At 67.3% G+C, this 24,348-nt stretch carries 24 protein-coding genes; 14 read left to right on the top strand and 10 right to left on the bottom strand.

Features of this window, described 5'->3' with window-relative positions; translation table 11 throughout:
• Nucleotides 1–4 precede the first annotated feature (4 nt).
• From V2L32_RS05895 to V2L32_RS05880, 4 genes are all read right to left on the bottom strand, one after another.
• Nucleotides 5–1,276: an MFS transporter gene (locus V2L32_RS05895; RefSeq protein WP_331235548.1), complete on the bottom strand. Its 1,272-nt coding sequence runs from the start codon at nucleotides 1,274–1,276 to the stop codon at nucleotides 5–7.
• A gap of 143 nt (nucleotides 1,277–1,419) precedes the next feature.
• The gene (locus tag V2L32_RS05890; protein WP_331235547.1) at nucleotides 1,420–1,962 is read right to left on the bottom strand and encodes a cysteine hydrolase family protein; all 543 of its coding nucleotides are present in this window, start codon (nucleotides 1,960–1,962) and stop codon (nucleotides 1,420–1,422) included.
• Between the two features lie 34 nt (nucleotides 1,963–1,996).
• The gene (locus V2L32_RS05885; protein WP_331235546.1) at nucleotides 1,997–2,788 is read right to left on the bottom strand and encodes an MOSC domain-containing protein; all 792 of its coding nucleotides are present in this window, start codon (nucleotides 2,786–2,788) and stop codon (nucleotides 1,997–1,999) included.
• Between the two features lie 177 nt (nucleotides 2,789–2,965).
• Nucleotides 2,966–3,316 carry a hypothetical protein gene (locus V2L32_RS05880; protein ID WP_331235545.1) on the bottom strand — a complete coding sequence of 117 codons (351 nt, stop codon included), beginning with the start codon at nucleotides 3,314–3,316 and terminating at the stop codon, nucleotides 2,966–2,968.
• An 83-nt stretch (nucleotides 3,317–3,399) separates the two neighbouring features.
• Between V2L32_RS05880 and V2L32_RS05875 the strand changes: the two genes are divergently transcribed.
• Nucleotides 3,400–4,518, top strand: a complete 1,119-nt coding sequence (locus V2L32_RS05875; RefSeq protein WP_331235544.1) for a tRNA (guanine(26)-N(2))-dimethyltransferase — start codon at nucleotides 3,400–3,402, stop codon at nucleotides 4,516–4,518.
• Between the two features lie 127 nt (nucleotides 4,519–4,645).
• Nucleotides 4,646–5,902, top strand: coding sequence for a YihY/virulence factor BrkB family protein (locus V2L32_RS05870; RefSeq protein WP_331235543.1), 1,257 nt, complete (start codon nucleotides 4,646–4,648; stop codon nucleotides 5,900–5,902).
• 625 nt (nucleotides 5,903–6,527) lie between these two features.
• Here V2L32_RS05870 and V2L32_RS05865 read toward each other — a convergent pair.
• Complete coding sequence (locus tag V2L32_RS05865; protein WP_331235542.1) at nucleotides 6,528–6,854, bottom strand: hypothetical protein; 327 nt, start codon at nucleotides 6,852–6,854, stop codon at nucleotides 6,528–6,530.
• Nucleotides 6,855–6,918: 64 nt separating this feature from the next.
• Nucleotides 6,919–8,274, bottom strand: a complete 1,356-nt coding sequence (gene glnA / locus V2L32_RS05860) for a type I glutamate--ammonia ligase (protein WP_331235541.1) — start codon at nucleotides 8,272–8,274, stop codon at nucleotides 6,919–6,921.
• 124 nt (nucleotides 8,275–8,398) lie between these two features.
• Between glnA and lrp the strand changes: the two genes are divergently transcribed.
• Nucleotides 8,399–8,863, top strand: a complete 465-nt coding sequence (lrp, locus tag V2L32_RS05855) for an HTH-type transcriptional regulator Lrp (protein WP_331235540.1) — start codon at nucleotides 8,399–8,401, stop codon at nucleotides 8,861–8,863.
• A gap of 131 nt (nucleotides 8,864–8,994) precedes the next feature.
• Here lrp and thsA read toward each other — a convergent pair whose 3' ends face one another.
• Together thsA and V2L32_RS05845 are read right to left on the bottom strand one after the other, a co-directional pair.
• The gene (thsA, locus tag V2L32_RS05850; RefSeq protein WP_409348407.1) at nucleotides 8,995–10,644 is read right to left on the bottom strand and encodes a thermosome subunit alpha; all 1,650 of its coding nucleotides are present in this window, start codon (nucleotides 10,642–10,644) and stop codon (nucleotides 8,995–8,997) included.
• Nucleotides 10,645–10,788: 144 nt separating this feature from the next.
• Complete coding sequence (locus V2L32_RS05845) at nucleotides 10,789–11,337, bottom strand: KH domain-containing protein (RefSeq protein ID WP_331235538.1); 549 nt, start codon at nucleotides 11,335–11,337, stop codon at nucleotides 10,789–10,791.
• A gap of 264 nt (nucleotides 11,338–11,601) precedes the next feature.
• Between V2L32_RS05845 and V2L32_RS05840 the strand changes: the two genes are divergently transcribed.
• Genes V2L32_RS05840 through V2L32_RS05815 form a run of 6 tightly spaced genes read left to right on the top strand, consistent with a single transcriptional unit; the run spans nucleotide 11,602 to nucleotide 17,246 of the window.
• Nucleotides 11,602–12,915: an ABC transporter substrate-binding protein gene (locus V2L32_RS05840; RefSeq protein ID WP_331235537.1), complete on the top strand. Its 1,314-nt coding sequence runs from the start codon at nucleotides 11,602–11,604 to the stop codon at nucleotides 12,913–12,915.
• 10 nt (nucleotides 12,916–12,925) lie between these two features.
• The gene (locus V2L32_RS05835; RefSeq protein ID WP_331235536.1) at nucleotides 12,926–13,819 is read left to right on the top strand and encodes a branched-chain amino acid ABC transporter permease; all 894 of its coding nucleotides are present in this window, start codon (nucleotides 12,926–12,928) and stop codon (nucleotides 13,817–13,819) included.
• Nucleotides 13,816–14,991, top strand: coding sequence for a branched-chain amino acid ABC transporter permease (locus V2L32_RS05830; protein ID WP_331235535.1), 1,176 nt, complete (start codon nucleotides 13,816–13,818; stop codon nucleotides 14,989–14,991). The genes V2L32_RS05835 and V2L32_RS05830 overlap by 4 nt, the downstream gene beginning before the upstream one ends.
• On the top strand, nucleotides 14,988–15,755 hold the full coding sequence (locus tag V2L32_RS05825) for an ABC transporter ATP-binding protein (RefSeq protein ID WP_331235534.1): 768 nt from the start codon (nucleotides 14,988–14,990) through the stop codon (nucleotides 15,753–15,755). The genes V2L32_RS05830 and V2L32_RS05825 overlap by 4 nt, the downstream gene beginning before the upstream one ends.
• Nucleotides 15,752–16,468, top strand: coding sequence for an ABC transporter ATP-binding protein (locus V2L32_RS05820; RefSeq protein WP_331235533.1), 717 nt, complete (start codon nucleotides 15,752–15,754; stop codon nucleotides 16,466–16,468). The genes V2L32_RS05825 and V2L32_RS05820 overlap by 4 nt, the downstream gene beginning before the upstream one ends.
• Nucleotides 16,469–16,481: 13 nt before the next feature.
• Nucleotides 16,482–17,246, top strand: coding sequence for an SDR family NAD(P)-dependent oxidoreductase (locus tag V2L32_RS05815; RefSeq protein WP_409348427.1), 765 nt, complete (start codon nucleotides 16,482–16,484; stop codon nucleotides 17,244–17,246).
• 75 nt (nucleotides 17,247–17,321) lie between these two features.
• On the opposite strand, the gene V2L32_RS05810 is transcribed toward V2L32_RS05815, so the two are convergent.
• Nucleotides 17,322–17,936, bottom strand: coding sequence for a TetR/AcrR family transcriptional regulator (locus tag V2L32_RS05810; RefSeq protein WP_331235531.1), 615 nt, complete (start codon nucleotides 17,934–17,936; stop codon nucleotides 17,322–17,324).
• Nucleotides 17,937–18,036: 100 nt separating this feature from the next.
• On the opposite strand from V2L32_RS05810, the gene V2L32_RS05805 reads away from it, so the two are divergent.
• From V2L32_RS05805 to V2L32_RS05795, 3 genes are all read left to right on the top strand, one after another.
• Entirely contained in the window at nucleotides 18,037–19,392 is a 1,356-nt protein-coding gene (locus V2L32_RS05805; protein ID WP_331235530.1) for an amidohydrolase family protein, read from the top strand.
• Between the two features lies 1 nt (nucleotide 19,393).
• The gene (locus V2L32_RS05800) at nucleotides 19,394–20,278 is read left to right on the top strand and encodes a fumarylacetoacetate hydrolase family protein (RefSeq protein WP_331235529.1); all 885 of its coding nucleotides are present in this window, start codon (nucleotides 19,394–19,396) and stop codon (nucleotides 20,276–20,278) included.
• Between the two features lie 134 nt (nucleotides 20,279–20,412).
• A complete protein-coding gene (locus V2L32_RS05795) occupies nucleotides 20,413–21,741 on the top strand; it encodes an aminomethyl transferase family protein (protein ID WP_331235528.1) in 1,329 nt (442 codons plus the stop codon).
• Between the two features lies 1 nt (nucleotide 21,742).
• Here V2L32_RS05795 and V2L32_RS05790 read toward each other — a convergent pair whose 3' ends face one another.
• The gene (locus V2L32_RS05790; protein WP_331235527.1) at nucleotides 21,743–22,744 is read right to left on the bottom strand and encodes a TatD family hydrolase; all 1,002 of its coding nucleotides are present in this window, start codon (nucleotides 22,742–22,744) and stop codon (nucleotides 21,743–21,745) included.
• A gap of 117 nt (nucleotides 22,745–22,861) precedes the next feature.
• On the opposite strand from V2L32_RS05790, the gene V2L32_RS05785 reads away from it, so the two are divergent.
• Complete coding sequence (locus V2L32_RS05785) at nucleotides 22,862–23,905, top strand: WD40/YVTN/BNR-like repeat-containing protein (protein ID WP_331235526.1); 1,044 nt, start codon at nucleotides 22,862–22,864, stop codon at nucleotides 23,903–23,905.
• A 4-nt stretch (nucleotides 23,906–23,909) separates the two neighbouring features.
• Nucleotides 23,910–24,305 (top strand): DoxX family protein, encoded by a 396-nt coding sequence (locus V2L32_RS05780; RefSeq protein ID WP_331235525.1) that lies wholly within the window; start codon nucleotides 23,910–23,912, stop codon nucleotides 24,303–24,305.
• The last annotated feature ends 43 nt before the right edge of the window (nucleotides 24,306–24,348 follow it).

Raw genomic sequence — 24,348 nt, 5'->3', positions numbered from 1 at the left:
CCGATCACTCCTCTCGAACGTAGATCCAGAGCGAACAGAGAAACGCCACGGCGACCGCCAGGGTGGTGATCGAGAACGCGATCCGGTAGCCGAACTCGGTGTAGACGACCGCGCCCGCGACCACATCGCCGGTCCGGTAGCGATCGAGCGCGAGGCCCATCACCGCGGGGAGGACGGCCGCACCGAAGAAGCCGGCCCCGTTGACCGTGGCGGTGGCGACGCCGCTTGCCTCCGCCGGATACCGCTCCTTGATGATCGGGAGCGAGAGCATGACACTCCCGAGCGAGAACCCCACGAGGAAGTACGTGAGCGCGACCACGGGAAGCGGTGGGGTTCCCACGATCGGGATGACCGACAGGGTGAGCGCGAACACGCCGAGACCGACGACCATCGGGAGGAACCGCCGTCCGAGCCTATCGGAGATCCAGCCGACCGCCGGCGCGCCGACGAGTATCCCGACCGAGCCCAGCAGCGTGTAGTACGAGGCCGCAGTGACCGACAGACCGTGGACGACGACGAGGTAGGGAACCCCCCAGAGGCCGATGATCGTCAGGATCGTCCCCATTCCGGAGAAGAAGATAACCGCGAGCAGCCACTGTTCCCCGTCGGTGAGGAGGTCTCGCAGGTAGCCGGCGGTCTCGGCGAGCGAGACGGACGGCTGTTCGGGGACGTTCTCGATCGGGTCGAGACCGGCGTCGGCGGGCGACGCCCTCGCGAAGGCGAATACCGCTGCCCCCGCGACGAACCCGATGAGCGCGAGGCCGAACACGGTCGGCTGCCACCCGAACCGGTCGACGGCGACCGCAAGCGGCGTCGTCGCGACGATAGCCCCCAGACCGGCGATCCCGGCGGTCAGGCCGGCCATCGTCCCGAACTCGTCGGTCTCGAACCAGTTCGCACAGAACCGAAGCATCGTGATGAAGACGACCCCGCTGCCGAGGCCGACGAGCGCCCGCGAGAGGAACGCTACCGGATAGCCGTCGCTCGCGGTGAACGCGATCGCACCGGCGCTGAGCACGAATGCACCCGCCGCGCCGACGTAGCGCGGGCCGTATCGGTCCGCCAGCACGCCGGTCGGGATCTGGACGAAGGCGTAGACGACGAAGAAGGAGGCGTGAAGCGTTCCCAGCTGGGCGGCCGAGATGGCGAAGTCGGTCGTCAGCCGCTCGGAGAGCACCGCGGTCGAGAGCCGGTGGACGTTGACGAGCAGGAAGACGACGGCGAGCGCCCCCCAGCCGAGCCAGCGGCGTCGTCTGGGATCGGTCAGGAAGCTCACGTCCACAGATCCAGAAGACCACGCCTAAGCGTTGTGATAGGCCACCCGTTTCGCCCGTTCCTCATTCGGACTGCTGTAGTCTGTACTACTCAGACCGGTCCCCGCCGCTCGGTCCGAGCGGTACACGGGTAAAGCAGTCCGAATCAGATCAGCTCCTCGGTCTCCCGGATCTCGGCGAACTCCCCCGAGAGGTGCGCGAGCGCGAGGCAGTGACTCTCATCCGCAGAGTACCGGGTTCCGTCGTAGCCGTCGCGGTCGAAGGCGGCCGTGGCGTCCGCGACGACGGTGGGAGAGAAACCGAGGTTCTCCGCCATCCGGGTCGTCGTCGAGACGCAGTGGTCCGTCGTGAACCCGACGAGGACGAGGTCCTCGATCCCCTCCTCGAGGAGGTGGCTCTCGAGATCGGTGCCGATGAACCCGCTGTTGACCGACTTCGCGAACACCGGTTCGCCCTCGCGTGGCTCCGCGAACGCCCTGATCGCGTTTCCCGGTCGGTCGGGTCGAAGCGGCGAGTCCTCCTCCACGGAGTCGTGCTTGAGGTGGATCACCGGCTTCCCCGACTCGCGCCAGGCGTCGAGCAGTCGCCCGACGTTATCCTCCGCGTCCGGGTTGTTCCGTTCGCCCCAAACCGGGTCGTCGAAGCCCTCCTGCACGTCGATCAGTACGAGTGCACTCCCGTCGCTCATGGGCGTGGTAGGGGCCGGGAGAGCAAACCGGTTCTCACTCGGGTCGCTCACCGAGGACCCGTACCTCGTCTCCGACGTGGAGTTCCCGCCCCCACGACGCTTCGGGAACACGCGTGTTCACCATCAGCCGGAAGTGGTGGTCGAAGCGGCCTTCCGCCGCCCACGCCGGGAGCGTCTCACGGCGCTTCTCGACGAACAGGTGTCGAAAGCCGTCGTACTCCTCGCCGGTGTCCGGGTCGCGCGAGGGTACGACACAGCGCTGGCAGGGGGTGACGCCTTCGAACTCGACTTCCCCGACCGCGAACGCGACGACGGAACCCGGCTCGGCGTAGAAGCGATCCTCCCAGAACGCCGGTACGCCGCCGATCTCGAGGTTCGCCCGGAGTCTACGTCGCATCTCGCTCGTGCTTATCCCGCCGAACCAGCCGGCGACGGTCTCGAGGGTCGCGGTCGAGACGACCGTCGGCCCGGAGAGGACCGCGTCGTCCGGGAAGCCACCGGCCGGTTCGCGGTCCAGCGTGACGGGGTAGCCGAAAAAGTCGGAGAGCCAGGCCGAGAGGGCCTCGCGATCGGTTTCGGGGTCGAATCGGACGCCCTCGTCGTCTCCGTGTTTGCGGAGTTCGATAGTATCCCCGTCGAAGGCTGTCCGGAGCCGGTGAGTCTGCCGCTCGCGCTTGCCGTTGACGTAGTCCCCCTCGTCGCCCCGAATCGCGTACTCCCGATCGCCGGCGAGCGCGCCGTTCTCGATCACCTCGGTTCGCTTTCTATCCCTGGGATCGAGCGACTTGATCGGGTAGACGGCGATCCGCGCGAGGTGTGGGTCCATGACCCACTCCTCGGAGCGGGTGGTAGTCGGCGTTTCCGTAGGCGTCCCGCCGGAGGTCAGTCGGTGGCCTCGGATCGCGGGCGTAGATCGCCCGCGATCCGAACGGGGGAGGGCTGGGCCGGTCCGCTCGCCGTCGGAGTGCGAAATGACGGTTCGTGCACCCGAGCAAAAACGCGATCAGAGGAACTCGCGGACCTCCGAGTACCACATGTCGTGTGTCTCGACCCGGTCGGTCGCCTCGGCGATGGCGACGGCGAGTTCGTGCCAGCAGCGTTGGGTCGGGTCGTCCGGATCGAGGTTGTGCCGGCGGTCCATGCAAGTACAGCGCCCGCCCTCGACGACGTACTCCTCGGCGTAGCCGACGACGACGGTGAAGTCCCGGTACCGTTTCACTCGCTCTTCGGAGACAGCCTCCATCGCTCGCACCCCGCGGTCGCCGTGGCGTCTGATGATCCGGTCGGTGATCGGGGCGGTGAGACTCCCCGCGCTGGCGAGCGCCGCCTCCCACTCCTCGACCGGATCGCTCACACGCGGGCTTCGCGTGGCGTGGAAGTAACTGGTTCGATCCGGTCTCGAACGAGTTTTCCCCCGTGACGGGCGACTGTACGTCTATGCGAGTGCGCGAGGGCCGGGTCGAAATCGAGGTCCCCGAGGAGAGCAAAGAGTCGGTCGGTGAGGCGGTCTTCTACAACCCGAACCAGGAGCTGAACCGTGACCTCACCGTCGCCGTCCTCCGGGCGTACCGCGAGCGGAACGGCCACGCCGAGAGCTACCTCGACGCGATGGCCGCGAGCGGGGTTCGGGGAGTGCGCGCCGCGGCGAACGGCTGGAACGTGACGCTCAACGACCACGACCCCCGCGCGGTCGAGCTCTGCGAGCGGAACCTCGCGCTGAACGGGCTGGAGGGCGAGGTCCTAAAGCGGAACGCGAACGCGCTCGTGCACGAGCGCCGGTTCGACGTGATCGACCTCGACCCCTACGGCACGCCGATCCCGTTCGCCGACGCTGCGTTCGCGAACGCGAACGACCTCGTCTGTGTCACCGCGACCGACACCGCACCGCTCTGTGGCGCGCACCGACGGAGCGGGATCAGGAAGTACGGTGCTATCCCGCAGAACACCGAGTATCACCGGGAGATGGGACTGAGGGTGTTGCTCTCGGCGCTCTGTCGGACCGCCGCCCGCTACGACGTCGGGGTGACGCCGCTTTTCTCGCACGCGACGCGTCACTACGTCCGGACGTATCTGGAGCTCTCTGGTCGGGCGACCGACGCCGACCGGCGGATCGAGCGTCTCGGCTACGTCCACCACTGCGAGGACTGTCTCCACCGCGAGTCCGAGGAAGGGTTACTGGCCTGTCCGCCCGAGGCGTGTGGGGCGTGCGGGGGCGAGCGCGTGCTCTCGGCGGGGCCGCTCTGGCTCGAGTCGATCGCGGACCCGGCGTTCGTCGCCGAGGTCGCGACGTCCGTGAGCGACGACATGGGTTCGCAGAAGCGCGCGTTGCGCCTGCTCGAGACGGCGAAGCAGGAGCTCGCGGTCCCCACGTACTTCGACCAGCACCGGCTCTACAAGCTCTGGGGCGAGCCAGCCACCGGGATGGATCGGTTCCTGGAGGCGCTCCGAGAGGCCGGCTTCGAGGCGACGCGAGCGCACTACGGTGGGACGACGTTCAAGACCGACGCGACGGCGCGCGAGGTACGCGAGGCGACGAGGAACCTTCGAGCGCCCTGATACGGGCTGCTGTACCTGTGTACCGCTCGGACCGCGGAGACCGGTCCGAGCGGTACGGACTTCCAGCAGTCCGTATGACGCGTCTGCATCCCGCTACTTTTTGGTGCTGCTCGTCACATCTCGGGGCGTGAGTACGGTCTCCCGGACGACAGCCATCGGGAAGAACGTCGTGGAAACCGCCCAGGACAACGACGTCACGTTCCTGGCCGCGAGCATCGCCTACTACGCGTTCGTCTCGCTCATCCCGCTCCTGCTCCTGACGTTCGTCCTCGCCGCGGTCGTCGGCGGGGAGGCGCTCGCGGAGACGATGGTCGACCTCACGCAGGACGTCCTCACTCCGACCGGTCAGGACATGCTAGAGGAGGCGATCGTCGGCGGTGCGGGGAGAGGAGGGGCGACCGTCGTCGGGATCGGGGTACTGTTCTGGAGCGCACTGAAGCTCTTTCGCGGCATCGACACCGCCTTCTCGATGGTCTACGGCGCCGACGGCGACGAGGGCTTTCTCCAGGAGGTGAGCCGGGCGGCGATCTCGTTTCTCGCGATCATCCTCGCGGTCGTCGGACTGGTCGTTCTCGGTACCGTCCTCGCTTTCCTCCCCGAACCACCGCTGTTCGCGCTCGCGAGCCCGCTGATCCTGGTCGTCGCGCTCACTGTCGTCTTCTTACCGCTCTACTACTTCCTCCCGAGCGTCGAGATGACGCTCAAAGGGGCGGTACCGGGCGCGGTGTTCGCGGCGGCCGGCTGGGCCGCCCTCCAGTCGCTGTTCGGGCTCTACGCGGCGAACGCGGGCCAGTACGACGCTTACGGCGCGATCGGTGCGGTGCTGTTGCTGTTCACGTGGCTTTATATCGGCGGGATCGTCATACTCGTTGGAGCGATCATCAACGCGGTCGTCGGGGAGACGACGCACGAGGAGTTCACAATGCCTGATCAGGGAGAGGACACCACGCTGTCGGACGACGGAACGGAGGACGAGCGGGCGACGAGCACGGCGGAGACGGGCGGGCCGGCCCCGGACGTGGCACGGCTCGGCCGCGACGTGGAGGACCTGCGCTCGGAGCTCGCCTCGTTCGAGGGGCGCGTCGAGCAGCGCACCGTCACCCGCGAGGAGGTCGAGAGCGACCTCCGGCGCTACGTCAGACGCCGGATGCGCCGGGGCCACGCCACCGGCTGGGGGCCCTATCTGGTGCTGCTCTACGGCACCGCGATGACGCTCGGCGCATTCTACTTCCTCGCCGGCGGCTGGGCGATCGCCGCGATGCTCGTCATCTGGCTCTCGACGCTCGGGCTCTACGTCCTGATGGTGATCGTCGGGACCGGCCTCAACGCCGTCGGCTACCCCGGCCGCCTGCGCGAGGCCGTGCGGATGTGGCGCGGGGAGTGAGCCGCGCGTAGTCGGGAAATTCTGGACACGGTTACTGATATGGACTCTGCTGGAAGTCCGTACCACTCGGATCGGTACCCGACTCTTGGTCTGAGCGGTACACTGTTACAGCAGTCCATACGAACCCGTATGCGTAGCGAGAACGGGTCGAGGCCGTCCAGTTCGCCCTCCCCGAGCCGGCGATCACGCTGCCCGCGGCGCTCACAACGCTCGGCGATCTGCCGGTGCTCGTCGGCGTCTCCTGTCTCGCATAACTCTCTCGGCCCTCGACGTGGTGCCTACGCCTTCGCGACGGTTCTCGGTGGGTTCGCGCTGCTTTCGGACTCGAGCCGACGCTCGCGTTCCCGCCCCGACCCGTTGCTCCACCTGATCGAGACTGCGAGCACGGATTCCCGAGCGGACACGTGCTGGGCTACGACCGTCGTTTACGGCGCGTTTTCGATAGCGATCGGCCGGAACGATCCCCGAAGGCGCACCCTCGTCGGGGCTCTCGTCGGGAGCGTCGTTCTCGTGATCTCGATCCGCGGGTCGCACTCGGGGTCCGCTACCCGGTCGACGTGATCGCCGGCCTCGGCCTCGGTGTCGGCTACCCGTCGTCTTCGCCAGGATCAGTCACCGAGAACCGTCATCGGCGCTTCGACTGGCGACGACACTCGCGGTCGTCGGGTTCCTCGGGGGGACGTTCGTCGGTCGCTCGCCGTACGCCGACTACGTACTCGAGATCGCTACCGACCGCGACGCGACGACGGTCCTCGGCGCGACCGTCGGAGCGCTCGCGGCACGATGGACGGTCGGTCGGCGGCAGCCCGACGTTCGGAGCGGACCAGTCGCCCTCGGTGCCGTACTCGGTGTAGGCACAGTCGGGTTCGTCGCCGACATCCCCGTCGTTCTCAGGGGGATCGCGGCCGCGATCGGAACCGCTGGAGTCGTCCTCGCAGCCGATCGATGGCATCGCTCGGGGAGGCACCCCCGGAGAACGTGAGCCCGAAAGAATCCGGTCGTGTCCTGTGGTCGGATCAGAACGTCTCGAGGTACCGGTCGAGCTCCCACTGGGAGACCTCGACGATGTACTCGCCGAACTCCTCGCGTTTCGCCTCGATGAACTTCGGCCCGACGTGTTCGCCGAGCGCGTCGAGGACGGTCTCGTCGGCCTCCAGAGCGTCGATCGCCTCGCCGAGGTTGCCCGGCAGCGTCTCGATGCCGTACTCCTCGCGCTTGGCCTCGTCGAACTCGTAGATGTTCTCTCGGATCGGATCGGGACACGCGAGGTCGTTTTCCATCCCCTCGAGCCCGGCGTGAATCATGGCCGCGAGCGCGAGGTAGGGGTTACACGATGGGTCCGGCGAGCGCAGCTCGATCCGGGAGGCCGCGGGGATGCGGGCGGCGGGCTTGCGGATCAGCGCCGAGCGGTTGCGGTCGGACCAGGCGACGTAGACGGGTGCCTCGTAGCCGGGGACGAGTCGCTTGTAGCTGTTGACCGTCGGGTTGGCGACCGCCGTGATCGCGGGTGCGTGTTCGAGGATCCCCGCGAGGAACGACTTCGCCTCCCCGCTCAGGTTGAACTCGTCGTCGTCGTCGTGGAACGCGTTCTCTCCGTCCTCGGTCATCAGCGAGATGTGGGTGTGCATCCCCGAGCCGTTGATCCGCGCGATCGGCTTCGGCATGAACGTCGCGTGGAGGTCGTGTTCGGCGGCGATCGCGCGGACGACCGTCCGGAACGTCGCCACGTTGTCCGCCGTCGCGAGAGCGTCGTCGTACGTGAAGTTGATCTCGTACTGGCCCTCCGCGACCTCGTGGTGGCTGGCTTCGATCTCGAAGCCCATCGACTCGAGCCCGTAGACGATGTCCCGGCGGACGTCGCTCGCGAGGTCCTTCGGCGCGAGGTCGAAGTAGCCGCCGACGTCCGCGGTCTTGGTGGTCGCTCGTCCCTCCTCGTCCTCCTGAAACATGAAGAACTCCGGTTCGGGTGCGCAGTTGACCGTGTAGCCCATCTCCGCGGCGCGGTCGAGCGCCTGTTTCAGGACGTATCGGGGGTCGCCGGCGAACGGCTCGCCCGTCGAGGTATCTATCACGTCACAGATGAGCCGCGCGGCCGATCCGCTCTCGCTGCGCCGCCACGGCAGGACCGCGAACGTCGCCGGGTCCGGCGTGAGCCGCATGTCCGACTCCTGGATCCGGACGAACCCCTCGATCGAGGAGCCGTCGAAGTAGATCCCCTCGGTGAGCGCCTTCTCCGCCTGGCTGGCCGGGATCGAGACGTTCTTCACGACCCCCAGGATGTCCGTGAACTGCAGGCGCAGGAAGTTCACGTCCCGCTCGTCGATCTGCTGTAGTACGCTCTCTTCCTCCGCTGTCAGGTTTCCGTCTGCCATCTGTCTCACCACCTACTGGGAGAGGCACCCACTAAAACCCCACCCATCTATGCAATTATTCCCTTTCGGAGGTAGAACTGGATATTCGTAAAGTTCTAATGGGTGGAGTGAGTCTCGGGAGGTGATGACGTACGAAAATCTGGACTCGAAGCTAGTGAATGCGCTTCTGGACGACGGCAGAGCGAGCCTGCGGAGCCTCGCCGAGGAGCTCGACGTCTCGGTGACGACCGTCTCGAACCACCTCTCGGACTTGGAGGAGGAGGGCGCCATCGAGGGCTACACCCCGAAGGTGAACTACGACACGCTCGGCTACGACGTCACCGCGATCCTCCACCTGAAAGTCGAGGGCAGCGCCTTAGAGGACGTGACCGAGCGGCTCAGAGAGGAACGACAGATGATCAGCGTCTACGAGGTCACCGGTGACTACGACGTCGTCGCCATCGGGAAGTTCGCCGACACAGACGGGATGAACGATCAGATCAAGTCGCTGCTCTCGGATCCGAACATTTTGGCGAGCAACACGAGCGTCGTCCTCAACGCACCCGTCGAGAACCGCCAGTTCGAACTCGACGTTTCCGACGAGGACTGACCCACTCCTCGTAGACCTCCTCGTCCGCGAGCGGCGGCGCTGTCGGTCGTCGGTACCGGTCGAAGAAACGTCGAACCGTGATCAGCGGTCGGAACGGATCGGATCGGCAGTGGTGTGGCTCTGGTGGCCTCTCACATCGCGCCGCCCATGCCACCCATGCCACCCATGCCGCCCATGCCGCCGCCCATTCCGCCCATGTCCATGTCCTCGTCGTCGCCGCCGTCGTCGGAGACGGCGAGGTCGCCCGCGGCGATCACGTCGTCGATACGGAGGATCATGACGGCGGCCTCGGTGGCCGACTCGAGTGCCTGGGTCTTCACGCGAAGCGGCTCGTAGACGCCCTCCTCGCCCATGTCGACCACGTCGCCGGTGTAGGCGTCGAGGCCGTCGGCGGCGTCGCCGCCGGAGTGCTGGCTTCTGAGTTCGACCAGCGAGTCGATGGGATCGAGACCGGCGTTCTCCGCGAGCGTGCGCGGGATCACTTCGAGCGCGTCGGCGAACGCCTCGACGGCGAGCTGCTCGCGGCCGCCGACGGAGTCGGCGAACTCGCGCAGCGAGAGCGCGAGTCCGACCTCGGGTGCGCCGCCACCGGGCAGCACCTGACCGTCCTCGAGGGTGACGCGAACGACGCCGAGGGAGTCCTCGACGGCGCGCTCGACCTCGTCGACGACGTGGTCGGTGCCGCCGCGCAGCACGACAGTGACCGACTTCGCGTCCTCGACGTCCTCGACGAAGATGCGCTGGTCGCCGCCGATGTCCTTCTGGGCGACGCTGCCGGCGTAGCCGAGGTCGTCCTCGGTGAGGTCCGAGACGTCGCTCACGACGCGGGCGCCGGTCGCACGCGCCAGACGCTTCAGGTCGGACTTCTTCGCGCGTCGGACCGCGATGATCCCCTCCTTCGCGAGGAAGTGCTGGGCCATGTCGTCGATGCCCTTCTGGACGAAGACGACGTTCGCGCCGGCCGCCTTGATCTGGTCGACCATCTCCCGGAGCTGGTTCTCCTCCTGGTCGAGGAACTCCTGGAGCTGGCTCGGGTCGGTGACGTTCACCTCGGCGTCGATCTCGGTCTCTTTGACCTCGAGCGCCGAGTCGAGCAGCGCGACGTTCGCCTCCTCGACGAAGTACGGCATGTTCTCGTCGACGCGCTCCTTGTCGACGATGACGCCCTCGATCAGCTCCGACTCGTCGATCGAGCCGCCGACGACCTTCTCGATCTTGACGTTCTCGGTGTCGATGTCGTCCTCGTCGGCGACCGCGCGCACGGCGTCGACGACGAGTTCGGCGAGCAGTTCCTTCGCGCTCTCGGCGCCCTTACCCGTCATCGCCGTCGCGGCGAGCTGTCGGAGCAGCTCGGTGTCCTCGACGTCGACCTCGATCGACTCCTCCTGCAGGACCTCCTTCGCGTGGGCCGCGGCCTGCCGGTAGCCCTGCGCGAGCGTCGTCGGGTGGATCTCCTGTTCGAGCAGGTCCTCGGCCTGCTTCAGCAGTTCGCCCGCGACGACGACCGCGCTCGTCGTGCCGTCGGCGACCTCGTCCTCCTGGGTCTCCGAGACCTCGACGATCATGTTCGCCGCCGGGTGCTCGATGTCCATCTTCGAGAGGATCGTCACGCCGTCGTTCGTGACGACGACCGATCCCCCGGAGTCGACGAGCATCTTGTCCATCCCTTTCGGGCCGAGCGTGGTGCGTACGGCCTCCGCGACCGCCTTCCCCGCCGTGATGTTCATCGACTGGGCGTCACGCCCGGTCGCTCGCTGGCTGTCCTCGCCGAGAATGATCATCGGTTGTCCCTGCATTCGCTGTGCCATAATCGGTTACTGATTGATTGTCGTTCTATATAAAAGGCTCGGAAAGTGGCCGAGGAAGCCACTCGTCACCCTCCGAGCCGACCATGACAGTGTTTCACAGCCGTGCTTAAGTACCGATCAGCCGGTGAACCGGTGTGTCGAGAACTGCTCGCGCTTTCGCTCGTTGTGCTTGCGTTCGAGAAAGGAGTAGACGGTGCCGTGTGGCGCGCCGTCAAGCAGCATCTCCGTCGCCTCGCGGACGATCTGGACCTCCTCCGGGAGGCCGATCACCCCCAGCGTAGACCCATAGACGACGACCGTCGCGCCCGAGAGCTGTTCCATCAGCTCCCGTGTCCGGCCGCCCTTGCCGATGAGCCGTCCTTTCTTTCGTTTCCGGTCATTGGCGTTGCGCGAGTACGCGTCGATGTCGACCAGGTCGAACATCCGTAGCTCGTCGTCCAGCAACGTGAGTGCGTCCTCCGGGGGAAAGCCCCGCCCGATCGCCTTCACGATCTCGGGGCCGTTGAGCCCCAGCACCGGATCGCCGACGCTCTCCACCCGAACGGAGCCACTCTCGGAATCGACGTCGAGACGCACCTCCGCCCGTCGCTCGATCTCTCGGAGCGTCTCGCCGCCCGCACCGATGAGCACGCCGATGCGGTCCTGCGGAATCGTCACGTGCTGCATGGGTCAGCTACCGGCTCCGCCCGGTTAAGCGGTTCGGCCGCGCCCGCCGGCAGGCACGGTGGTCCACGCGCCGGGGTCGGGCCGGTACGGACGGTACCGATCGTACGGAGTGACCCTGTTCGACGGCCGGTGCTCATCCGAACCGTGAACGAACCGGGTCACGATCGGGCCGTCGCCGAGTCGCTGGGGGAGGGGAGCGGTGTTGACTGTCATCATCAACCATATTTATGGTACGTGTCACACTACACGGGAGTAGGGTTAACAATGATAGAAGAACCAGGGACAATCCAGAACAACGAAAACGCCGCGTGTGGATCGGCCGGATCGGGGGTCGACAGGCGGTCGTTCCTGAAGGCGACCGGCGCCGGACTCGCCGCGACGGGGCTCGCCGGCTGTCTGGGTGACGACGACGGCGGCGGCCTCACGCTGGGCGCGGTGTACATCTTCTCCGGGTTCGCCTCGCTCTACGGCGACGAGGCCGAACGCGGCTACGAACTCGCCGTCGAGGAGATCAACGAGGACGGCGGGATCGACGGGGAGGACGTCGAGGTGATCGCCCGGGACACCGAGGGCGACGCCGACACCGCGATCCGTCAGATGACGAGCCTGATCGAGGAGGAGGGCGTCGACGGGCTGTTCGGCCTCGACAGCAGCGGCGTCGCACAGGCGATGGCGCCGCAGGTGGCCGAACAGCAGGTGCCGCTGATGGTGACCCACGCGGCGACGCCGTTTCTCACCTCGCCCGAGGGCGAACACGACAACTCGGTCGGCAACGAGTGGGTGTTTCGCAACTGTAACAGCCTCTCGATCGACATGTACGGCGCGGCGCAGGTTGCCGCCGAGCTCGACGCCGAGGAGTGGGCGACGATCGGGCCGGACTACGCGTTCGGCTACGAGACCTGGGACTACTTCCAGGCGTACCTCGAAGGCCTGGGTGCCGACGTGGAGTTCACCGACGAGCAGTACCCCGGACTGGAGACGAGCGACTACACGCCGTACATCAGCGCCATCATCGACGCGGAGCCCGACGGCGTGATCACGCCGCTGTGGGGCGCCGACCTGACGACGTTCCTCGGGCAGGCCGACGAGGCCGGCTGGTTCGACGCGATCGAGTACACCCTGTTCAGCGTCGGCATGGGGACGGACCTCCCGGCCGACGGCTCGCCGCTACCGGAGGGCCAGCACGCCTCGACGCGGTACGACCCGTTCGTCCCGGAGACCGAGGAGAACGAGACGTTCCGCGAGACGTACTACGAGGAGTACGACACGCTCCCGACGTACAACGCGGAGGGCGCCTACCGGGCGCTCTACCTCTACAGGGAAGCGGTCGAGGAGGCCGGGAGCACGGACCACGACGAGGTCCGCGAGGCGTTCACCGGGATGGAACACAGCGGCCCCGTCGGCGAGTACCACTTCGACGAGGAGACGAACCAGGCGGTCGTCCCCGCGATCTGGGGCACGGTCAGCCAGGACGAGGAGTGGGAGAGCAACGTGCTCGATCCGGTCGAGGTGTACGACGTCGACGCCGACGAGCTGGACGAGCTACTCGCCGACTCCGAGCTGCCGTCGGGGGTCTGAGAACGCCCCCATGGAGCCGAGTACGACGCTCGCGTTCGTCGGACTCGCCGATGTGGTGATCGGGCTGAGCCTCGGGAGCCGGCTGTTCCTGATCGCGGTCGGCCTGAGCCTCATCTTCGGCGTGCTCGGCGTGCTCAACTTCGCCCACGGGGCGTTCTACATGATCGGGGCGTACGTCGCCCTCACCGTCACGAACCAGCTGATCGATAACTTCTGGATCGCCGTGGTCGCGGGCGCGCTCGCCGTCGGCCTGATCGGCGTGCTGATCGAGGTGGGGACGATCCGGCCGCTGTACGAACGCGCGGAGGGCGAACTCGATCAGCTGATCGTCACCTTCGGGTTCGTCCTCGTCATCCACGAGGCGGTCAGGTTCGTCTGGGGCTCACAGCCGTACTCGATGGACGCCCCGGCGTCGCTGGCCTTCTCGGTCTCGATCGCCGGCAGCACGTTCAGCGCCTACCGGCTGTTCGTGATCGGCGCCGCGTTCGTCGTCATGGCCGGGCTCTGGCTCTTCGTCACGAAGACCTACTTCGGCTCGCTCGTCCGCGGGACCTCCTCCGACCGGGAGATGGCGTCGATGCTCGGCGTCGACGTGCCGAGGCTCTACACCGCCGTCTTCTTCCTCGGGAGCTTCCTCGCCGGCCTCGGTGGGGCGCTCTCGGCGCCGTTGCAGTCGACCAGTCCGGCGCTCGGCGACCAGGTGATCATCGACGCGTTCATCATCGTCGTGATCGGCGGCCTCGGCTCGATGTTCGGCGCGTTCGTCGGCGCGATGCTGGTCGGGCTGATGCAGGCGATCGGCCCGCAGTTCATCGCCGCCGGCCACATCGCGATCCCGTTCGTCGCGATGGTGATCGTCCTCCTGCTCAGGCCCGAAGGCCTCTTCGGGGGGATCGGCGAATGAGCACACGAGACGGGATCGCCGACCGGATCGGCACGTTCGGCCACGAGGCGGTCAGGAACGGCTGGACGACCGAACGGTTCGCCGTACTCGGACTGATCGGGCTCGTCCTGCTCGCGTTCGGGCCGAGCTTCCAGGTCTACCTCTTCACCGAGTTCATGATCGTCGCGCTGTTCGCGCTCGCGTTCAACCTGCTCTACGGCTACACCGGACTGCTCTCGTTCGGCCACGCGATGTTCTTCGCCGGTGGCTCCTACGGGATGGCGATGGTTCTCCGGGACGTGACCCCCTACGCCGCGGAGGTCGTCGGGAGCGGGATCGCCCCGCTCGTGACGTTCGGCCTCGGTGCGGTCGGCGGCGTGGTGCTCGTGCTCCTCATCGCGGTCCCGGTCGGCTGGCTCTCGGTTCGCTTAGAGGAGATCTACTTCGCGCTGATCACCCTCGCGTTCGGGATGCTCGTCTACTCGATCATCATCCAGAACCCGGGCGGGCTGACCAACGGCACCGACGGGGTGATCGTCACGCTGGGGATCACCGAGGTCGCCGGCGCCGAGTTCAGACTCGGCGAGCGCCGCACGTACTACTTCCTCACCGCGGCGGTCGTCCTCCCCTCGATCTACGCGATCTGGCGGGTCGTCACCTCGCCGTTCGGCACCGTCTGTAAGGCGATCCGCGAGAGCCCGGACCGGGCGGCCGCCCTCGGTATCGACGTCACCTACCACCGCTGGATGACGTTCGTCGTCTCCGCCGCCTTCGTCGGCGTCGCCGGGGTGCTGATGGCCGGCCTCGCGAACGTCGCCTCGCCCTACCACGCCCACTGGACGACGAGCGCCATCCCCGTCGTCGCGACCGTCATCGGCGGGGCGACCTTCTTCGCGGGGCCGATCGTCGGCGCGTTCGTCTTCCTCTACGTCCGCTGGGGGATCAGCCGGTTCCCCGCGCTCGAGGCCCACTGGGAGCTGTTCTTCGGGCTGATGCTGATCGGCGTCGTGCTCTACTTCAAGCAGGGGGCCGCGGGCGGGCTGCTCATGCTCCGAGGCTGGCTGTTCGAGGTCAGAGCCGCCTACGACCGCGGCGGCACCGACGCGGCACTGACCTATGCGAAGGAGTCCACGAGCACTCGGCTCGGTCGTATCGGGGGCTCGTCGGACGGAAAGCGGGGTGATCGCGAGTGACGGCCGTCCTCGAAACCGACGGCCTCACCAAGCGTTTCGGCGAACTGACCGCCGTCGACGACGTCACCCTCTCGATCGAGGACGAGGGCGTCACGAGCATCATCGGACCGAATGGGGCCGGGAAGACGACGTTCTACAACCTCCTCACGGGAGTCCTCGAACCGACGGCGGGGACGATCCACCTCAGGGAGGGTGGCGACCTCGTCGACATCACCGACGCGCCGCCGCACGAGGTCGCCAGACGCGGGCTCTCCCGGTCCTACCAGATCACGAACGTCTTCGAGGGGCTCACGATCCGGGAGAACCTGCAGGTCGCCCGGATCAGCCACGACGGCAGGACGATGGACCTGCGCTCGCGTGCGGCGAGCGACGGGGCGATCAACGAGGAGGTCGACCGCCTGCTCGACCTGCTCGGGCTGGCCGATATGGCCGACCGGCCCTGTGACGCGCTCAGCCACGGCGAGAAGCGCAGCGTCGAGATCGCGCTCGCGCTGGCGATCGAGCCGACGGTCTTCCTCCTCGACGAGCCGACCGCCGGGATGAACGCGACGGAGGCCCGCGAGATCGTCTCGCTGGTCCAGCAGCTCGACGACGACCTCGCGGCGACGTTCGTCGTCACCGAGCACAACATGGACGTCGTTCGGGACGTCTCGGATCGTATCGTCGTCCTCGCGGAGGGCGCGGTGCTCGCCGACGGGACGCCAGGGGAGGTACTGACCGACGAGCGCGTCACCGAGGCCTACCTGGGGAGTGAGGCCGTATGACGGTGCTCGAGGTCGACGGGATCGACACGTACTACGGCAACAGCCACGTGCTCCACGACGTCTCGCTCGAACTGGAGGAGGGAGAGGTCGTAGCGCTGCTCGGTCGCAACGGGGCTGGCAAGACGACGACGATGCGCTCGATCATGGGGACGACCCCGCCCCGCCGAGGTCGAATCAGCTACCGGGGGACCGACCTCGTGGGACGCTCGCCGAACGAGATCAACCGCCTCGGGATCGACCTCGTCCCCGAGGACAGGCGCGTCTTCCCCACGCTGACGGTCCAGGAGAACCTCACGCTCGCGCACAAGCTCGCCGACGATCCCCGGCCGGTCGAGGAGATGTACGAGCTGTTCCCGATCCTCGACGACCTGCGGCGGAACAGGGGCCGGAACCTGAGCGGCGGCGAACAGCAGATGCTCTCTGTCGCACGCGCGCTCGTCCAGCGTCCCTCGCTACTGCTGCTCGACGAGCCGACCGAGGGGCTCGCGCCGGTGATCGTCGACGACCTCCGCGAGATGCTCCGCGACGTCGTCTCACAGGACGTGACCGTCCTCCTGTCGGAGCAGAACGTCACCTTCGCGTTCGCACTCGCCACCCGGAGCTACGTGATCGACACGGGCTCGATCGTCTTCGAGGGGACGATCGACGAGCTACAGGACCGCGACGACCTGCTCGAACAGTACCTCGCGGTCGCCCCGGAAGAGGTGCGCTGACGTGGCCGAGCGCCTGACGGAGCGCTTCGACCTCACGGAGCGCGTCGCGGTCGTCACCGGCGGCGGCCGCGGCATCGGCCGGGCGATCGCGCTGGGGCTGGCCGACGCGGGTGCGACGGTCGTCCCGACAGCGAGGAGCGGAGAGGAGGTCGCGGCGGTGGCCGAGGAGGTCCGCGATCGCGGCGGCCGCTCGCTCGCGGTGACGACCGACCTCCGGGACCGAGACGAGATCGACGCGCTGTTCGAGCGCACTGTCGAGGAGTTCGGCGGGGTCGACTGCGTCGTGAACAACGCCGGGGCGAACCCCGATACCGCGCTGGGACGACCCGAACGGGTCGAGGAGGAGGGCTACGACCTCGTGCTCGACGTGAACCTGCGGGGGGCCTTTCGGTGTGCGACGGCGGCCGCGGACCACCTCCACGAGCGTGGCGGATCGGTCGTGAACGTCGCGAGCGTCGGCGGACTGGTTGGCCTTCCCCGACAGCACCCCTACGTCGCCTCGAAACACGGGCTGGTTGGGCTGACGAAGAGCATGGCGATCGACTGGGCGCCCGAGGTGCGCGTGAACGCCGTCGCACCGGGCTACGTCTCGACGTCGCTCACCGAGGGTGTCGAGGAGAACGAGGCGCTCAGGGAGTCGATCCTCGCTCGCACACCCTTAGAGCGGATCGCCGATCCAGAGGAGATCGCCGGACCCGTGGTCTTCCTCGCGAGCGATGCGGCGAGCTTCGTCACCGGGAGCGTGCTCGCGGTCGACGGCGGCTGGACGGCGCAGTAAGAGGGTGGTCGCCGATCGACTGTTGGGCGAGCGCCGGATTGCTACCGGATCGCGGTCGCCGACCGACGCCGACCGCTACTCGTCGACGTCCAGCGAGTCGAGGACGAACTCGTCGATCGCCCTTCGGGCCTCCTCCGGGGCGTCCTCGTGGCCGAGCGCGATCCGCCGGCCGCGAGCGGCGTGGATCACGTCCGTGACGAGCTGGCCCATGAGCTCCGCGTCGACGGGGCGGAACACCCCCTCCTCGATACCTCTCTCGACGACCTCGACGATGCTCCCGCGGATCCGGTCGTAGTGGTCGTTGAAGATCTCGCGGTGTCGGTCGTCGTTCTGTGCGTGCGCGAACAGTTCGTGGTAGACCTTCATGCGATCCCAGTGGGTGAACTCGCCGAACTCCGGCCCGAACAGACACTGGTCGATCCGCGCGTCGAGTTCGGCCCGCGGGTCGGCGTGCTCGTCGACCTCGACGCTCCCCTCGTACTGGTCGATCACGTACTCGAGAAACGAGGAGATGAGGTCGTACTTCCCGTCGAAGTAGTAGTGGATCACCTGTCTGGTCAGCTCCATCTCCTCGCCGATATCGCGCATCCGGAGGTCGGCGTAGCCGTGCTCGCCGATCGCACGGAACGTCGCCTCCATGATCAGCTCGCGGGTGTCCTTCGCGGAGACCCTCCCGCCGGAATCGCTCATGGGCGTACTCGGCGGGTGTCACGTATATCGCTTGTCCGTCGTCACGGCTGTTTTACCGTTCGGTAAGCTTTTTACCTACTGGTCGAAGGTCTGGGTGGACATGACACGACGGATCGTACGCAACGGGACGGTCGTCACGCTCGACCCGGAGATCGGCGACCTGGAGGGGGCCGACGTCCTGATCGACGACGGCGAGATCGTCGAGATAGGCCACGGCCTCTCGACCGACAACGCCGAGGTGATCGACGCCGAGGGCCGTATCGTCCTGCCGGGGTTCGTCGACTCGCACATCCACCTCGCACAGACCCAGGTACGGGGTATCGCCGGGGACTGGTCGCTCATGGGAGAGTACTTCGATCACATGCTCGGCAACATCACCGGCCTATACGAGCCCGAAGACATGTACCTGGGCGGCCTCTTCGGCGCGCTCGAGAAGCTCTACACGGGGACGACCACGGCCCTAGACTGGTCGTACCCCAACACACTCGAACACGGCGAACGGGCCGTCGACGCGCTTCAGGATACCGGACTGCGCGCGGTGTACACCTACGGGCCGCCGGGGGACGACGCGGCGAAGTGGTGGTTCGACAGCGACGTCGGCCTCCCCGAGCGGCAGATCCGCGAGCTCTACACCGAGAAGATCCGCGACGACGACCTGCTCAGCCTCGCACTCGGGCTCCGGGGGCCGGATTTCTGTACGGACGAGACCGCCCGCAGCGATCTGGAACTGGCCCGCGACCTCGACGTCGTTTCGACGATCCACATGGGCGCCGCGTGCTGGCCCTCGTCGGTCTACGGCGACGATTACCAGGGCTTCGGAGCGATCACCGACATGCTCGGCCCGGACGTCAACGTCGCCCACGCGAACCACTTCTCGCAGGATGACATCGACCACGCCGTCGGCGAGGGCGTCTCCTTCTCCGCGACGCCGGAGGTCGAGATGCAGATGGGTCACGGGATCCCGGTGACGGGGAAGGTGCTCGATGCCGGCGGGCGACCGACGTGGGGGGTCGACGTCCCCTCGGACGTCAACGGCGACATGGTCACCCAGATGCGCATCGGTCTGCAGGTCCAGCGGATGTTCGAGAACCAGGCGATCCTGGAGGACGGCGAGGAGGTCACCGAGGTGGGGCTCACCTGCCGGGACACCCTCGAGATGGCGACGATCGAGGGGGCACGGGCGCTGGGGATGGACGAGGAGATCGGCACGCTCACGCCCGGCAAGCGAGCGGATATCGTCCTGGTCCGAGCGGACGACTTCACCACCGCACCGAGTCACTCGCCGATCCAGACCGTCGTCTTCCAGTCCGATCCCTCGCACATCGAGTGGGTGCTGGTCGACGGCGAGCCGGTCAAGCGCGACGGAGAACTCGTGAACTCGAAAGTCGACGAGGAGTTCGATCGGTTCGTCGCCTCGGGCCGGAGGCTGGTCGACGAGGCCGGACTGGAGCTGTAGCATGCGGATCGGACGCTACACCGAGCGGGGGAGCGAGGAGCCCTGGTGTGGGGTACGGATCGGGGAGACCGTTGTCCGTCTCCCGGAGGCCGGCGCTGCGGCCGGACTCGCGATTCCGGACGATACCGCCGAGCTGTTCGGCGGCTGGGAGTGGCGGCGCAAGGCCGAGATGGCCGTCGAGTACGCCGAGGAGACCGGAACTGGGCTGCACTCGCTCGACGATCTGAAGCGACTCGCGCCGGTCTCGAACCCGGAGAAGGTGGTCTGTGTCGGGCTCAACTACCGCGACCACGCCGAGGAGGGCGGCAACCCGATCCCCGATTCCCCGGTGCTGTTCTCGAAGTTCCCGACGGCGGTGATCGGTCCCGACACCGCGATCGAGTGGGACCCCGAGTTCACGGAGAGAGTCGACTACGAGGCGGAACTCGTCGCCGTGATCGGAAAGGAGGCGCGACGGGTGAGCGAGGAGGAGGCGCTCGGGTACGTCGCCGGCTACACGGTCGGTAACGACGTCTCCGCGCGCGACCTCCAGCACGGCGACGGCCAATGGGTCCGCGGGAAGAGCCTCGACACGTTCGCGCCGATCGGCCCCGAGATCGTGACGGCGGACGAGGTCGGCGATCCGGAGGACCTCGACATCTGGGCCGAGGTGAACGGCGAGCGGCTCCAGGAGTCGACGACCGCGAACCTCATATTCGGGATCGCGGAGCTGGTCTCGTTCTGTAGCCAGGCCTTCACCCTCTCCCCGGGGGACCTGCTTTTCACGGGAACGCCGCCGGGGGTGGGCGTCTACCGCGAGCCGCCGGTCCTACTGGGCGAGGGAGACACCGTCACCGTCGGCGTGGAGGGACTGGGCGAACTGTCGAACGACTGTGCGTTCGACTGAGCCCCGTCGTCCCGGCTGGCCCGGCCGCCGGCCGGGAGGGCTGGCGACCGCTGAGTCACGAAATCGGGAGTTAGAGGGTCAGAGATGTCCGGGTTCGGGAAAAGATTGATGCGGCTATCCCCTGTCGACCCCCCATGGACTCTGACTCGGAGTTCGGACCGGAGGGCGTCCTCGAGACGATGCGTCGGGTGAACCGGCGAGAGGACTTCAGCGCACGCCGTCCCAGCCAGTACACGAACTGGATCGACGAACAGCTCTCGTGGAAGGAGACCTGCTACGTCGGGAGCTGGTCGACGTTCGCGAATCTCAAACTCGAAGGGCCGGACGCCATCGACCTCTTGGCCGACCTGAGCATCAACTCGTTCGCGGACTACCCCGTCGGCGGCGGGAAACACCTCGTCCAGTGTGACGAGGACGCCAACGTCGTCGCCGAGGGCGTCCTCGTCCGCGAGGGCGACGAGGAGTTCGTCCTCCACGGTGTGCCGTGTTACTGGACCGCGTTCAACCTCGAACGGGGCGACTACGACGCCACCGCCGAGTTCCGGGACACGTTCAACTTCGGGGTGCAGGGACCGACGTCGCTCGACGTGCTGGACGCGCTCGCGAACCACTCGCTGCGCGAGGTGGGGTTCATGCGCTCGGGCCCCATCGAGATCGCCGGCGTCGACGTGACCGCCGTCCGATTCGGGATGTCCGGCGAGGTCGGGTTCGAACTCCACGGGCCGGGCGAGCACGGCGAGACGGTGTGGGACGCCATCCTCGAGGCGGGCGAGCCGTACGGCATACAGCGGCTGAGTTCGGGCACCTCGTCTATCAACCAACTCGAAGCCGGCATCCCGTCGCGGGTCCGGGACTTCGTCTCCGCCATCTTCGGGGACGGCATGGCCGACTACCGCGCGTTCCTCCGCGAGCACCAGAGCCGTGACCTCATCACACACGCCGTGGAGGGGAGCTTCGAGGGCGACGACATCAGCGACTACTACCGGACGCCGGTCGAACTGGGCTGGGATCGGTACACGAAGTTCGACCACGACTTCGTCGGCCGTGAGGCGCTCGAAGCCGAGGGGGCGGACCCGGATCGGGTGCTGGCCACGCTGGAGTGGAACGACGAGGACGTCATCGACGTGTACGCCTCCCTGTTCCAGCCCGGTGACACGTACAAGTTCATGGAGATGCCCCACCAGCAGAAGCGGTCGATGATCGCCGACCGGGTGCTCGTCGACGGCGAAGACGTCGGCGTGGCGACGATGCGCGGCTACAGCTACTACTTCCGGACGATGCTCTCGCTGTGCACCATCGACGTCGAGCACAGCGACGTCGGCACCGAGGTGACCGTCGTCTGGGGCGAGGGTGAGAACCCCGCGAGTCCGACCGTCGAGGACCACGTCCAGAAGGAGGTCCGGGCGACGGTCGCACGCACCCCGTACAAGGAGGACCGGCGGCGGGCGAACCTCGCGGAGTAGCCTACTCGCCGAACCCGTAGAGGTCACGGGGGTTCTCCCAGACGACCTGCCGGATCGCCGCCTCGTCGATCCCGAGACGGTACAGTTCGAAGATCGCCCGTTTCAGCGCGAACGGGTCGGTCCGGAGGACGTTCGCACAGTCCGTGTCGACCGTGATCCGCTCGGGGCCGTACTCCTCGATGGCATCGGCGACGTCTCCGGCGTCGACGCCGATCAGCCACGAGTGGCCGATCGTGTAGCTCAGGTAGCAGTCGGTCTCTTCCATCAGGTAGGGGGTGTTGTTCCGATCCGCGTGGGAGGCGACGATCCGCTCCTCCGCGAGTCCCGCATCGTTGGCCGCCTCGACGTCGATCTTCACCGCTTCGAGCGCCGGGTTCTCCCCGTCGAGCACCGGCTCCGCGCCCAGTGCGGTGTTCTTCTCGTATCCGGGGACTCCCACCCCCGGCCTGTAGGACCGTTTCGACTCGCTCGACTGGTTCGGCGTGTGCAGGATCACGGGCAGGTCGTAGGTGTCGGCGAGTTCCATCTGTGCCTCGACGACCGCCCGCTGTTCCGCTACGTCCCACGCGCTTATGTGCTGGGACGGGGTGACGCCGGTCTCGCCGATCGCCACGACCTCCTCCAGTTCGCAGTAGCCGGCCATCGCCTCCAGCAGCTCCTCCGGGTTCTCGATCCGGACGCCCGTGTGTACCCCGAGGCCGAGTCTCGCCTCGAAGAAGTGCTCGCGCTCGATCGCCGCCCGTCGGTTCACCGCGTCGTCCCAGAGGAAGCGGACGTCCTCGGCTCTCGCTGGCTTGTACGGCGTCCAGTGGTAGCCGGAGGCGACCATCACCATCGCCGCACAGCCGGCCAGTGCGTACCGCTCGCGATCGTCCCACGAGAGCGTGTGTGCGTGGTTGTGGACGTCGATCCAGGGCAGGGTAAGCAGGTCGGTCGGCGGTCTCCGAGTCTCCTCGAGGTACGCCGCATCGGTCGGCCGTCTGGTCGGGTTGTCCGTTGGCATGAGTGATCTCTCCGGGCCGGACTGGCCGGATCCGGTCGATGTCCGGGATTGTGTGGCCCGACACTTAGCGTTTTACAGTTTGGTAAAACTTTAGTGGGCCGCGCTCTCACGGACCACATGACGCTGTTGATCGGGACGGACGCGGGGCTGTACCGGGTGGAGGAGGTACCGTTCGAACGGGACGATCCGAAACGGGTACTCGACTGCGGCGTCGTGACGGCCGTCAGAGATTTCGAACACGCCGACGGGGTGTTCGTCGCCTCCACGACCGGTGCCTACCGATCCCGTGACGACGGGGAGACGTGGGAGGACCTCGGTGTGCCGCTCGGGGACCGGTACTGGCACGCCGGCGAGAGCGAGGTCTGGTCGGTCCTCGCGACCGCCGACGGCGCGCTCTACGCTGGGACGAACGATCCCTACATCTATCGCTCGGTCGACGACGGCGAGACCTGGAGCGAACTGAAGGGCTTTCGAGACCTCCCCTCGCGTGGCCACTGGGAGTCCCCGATCGACCCACACTACGCCCGACTCCGCGCTCTCGAGGCGGTCCCCGGCCGCCCGGAGCGGCTGATCGCCGGCGTCGAGGCCGGCGGGATCCACCTCAGCGAGGACGCCGGCCGGACCTGGATCGACCGACGGGACACGATCGTCGACGACGTCCACCAGGTGCTCCCGATCTCCGCCGAGGTCTGGCTCGCGACGACGGGCTACCTCGACCACGAACTCGAGAACCTCGGGCTGGGCCACGCCGTCGGCGAAGGCGGGCTCTGGCGGACGACGAACGCCGGGGAGTCGTGGACCCGGATCGACACCGGCAACGAGTTCTCGTACATCAGGTGCGTGTTCGTCCACGACGGCACGGTCTTCTTCTGTGGCGGCCAGGAGGCCCCGCCCGCCTGGGTGAACGACGAACACGAGGCGGCGCTGTTCGAGTCGACGAACTTCGGCCGGGACTTCGAGCGCGTCCCATTCCCCGGCGAACCCCACGAGATCGTCGAGACCTGGGCAGTCTACGACGGCGCGGTGGTCTGCGGCTCCGGGCTCTTCGACGTCCCCGACCAGCGCGACGACGTCGAGGGGAGGATCATGCGCCGCGAAGACGGCGAGTACCGGACGGTCGGCCGCGTGGGCGCGAACGTCAGCCGGATCGAGGTGCTCTGATCCCGTGGCCGACTCGAACCGCACGGCCGACCCGCCCTCGACACTCGGACGGCTGCTCTACAGCGGGACGCTCGCCTACATGGCGCTCGACGGCTTTCGGAACAACGAGAAACGGGTCGAGATCGCCCGCGAGAAGGGCGTTCCGCTCGCCGGGATAGCAGTGCCGTTCACGACGGGGATGTTACTCGTTGCCAACTTGGGGCTCCTCCTCTGGCGGTTTCCTCGCGCGTCGGCGGGAGCGGTGATAGTCTTCTTCATCGGCACGACGCCCGCGATCCACGACTTCTGGACGATGGAGGGGACTGAACGCCAGGCGAACAAGGTAAACTTCTGTAAGAACGTCGCGTTACTCGGCGCGGCACTCGTCCTCCTCCGCGAGGCAGGAAAGGGACCCGAGTAGCCGTTCTAGTTCGCTGTATCTGCGTCGTGAAGACGGGTGCTAC

The organism is Halalkalicoccus sp. CGA53 (assembly GCF_036429475.1).
GTDB classification, from domain to species: Archaea; Halobacteriota; Halobacteria; order Halobacteriales; family Halalkalicoccaceae; genus Natronorarus; species Natronorarus salvus.
This window is presented reverse-complemented; position numbering and strand designations above follow the sequence as displayed.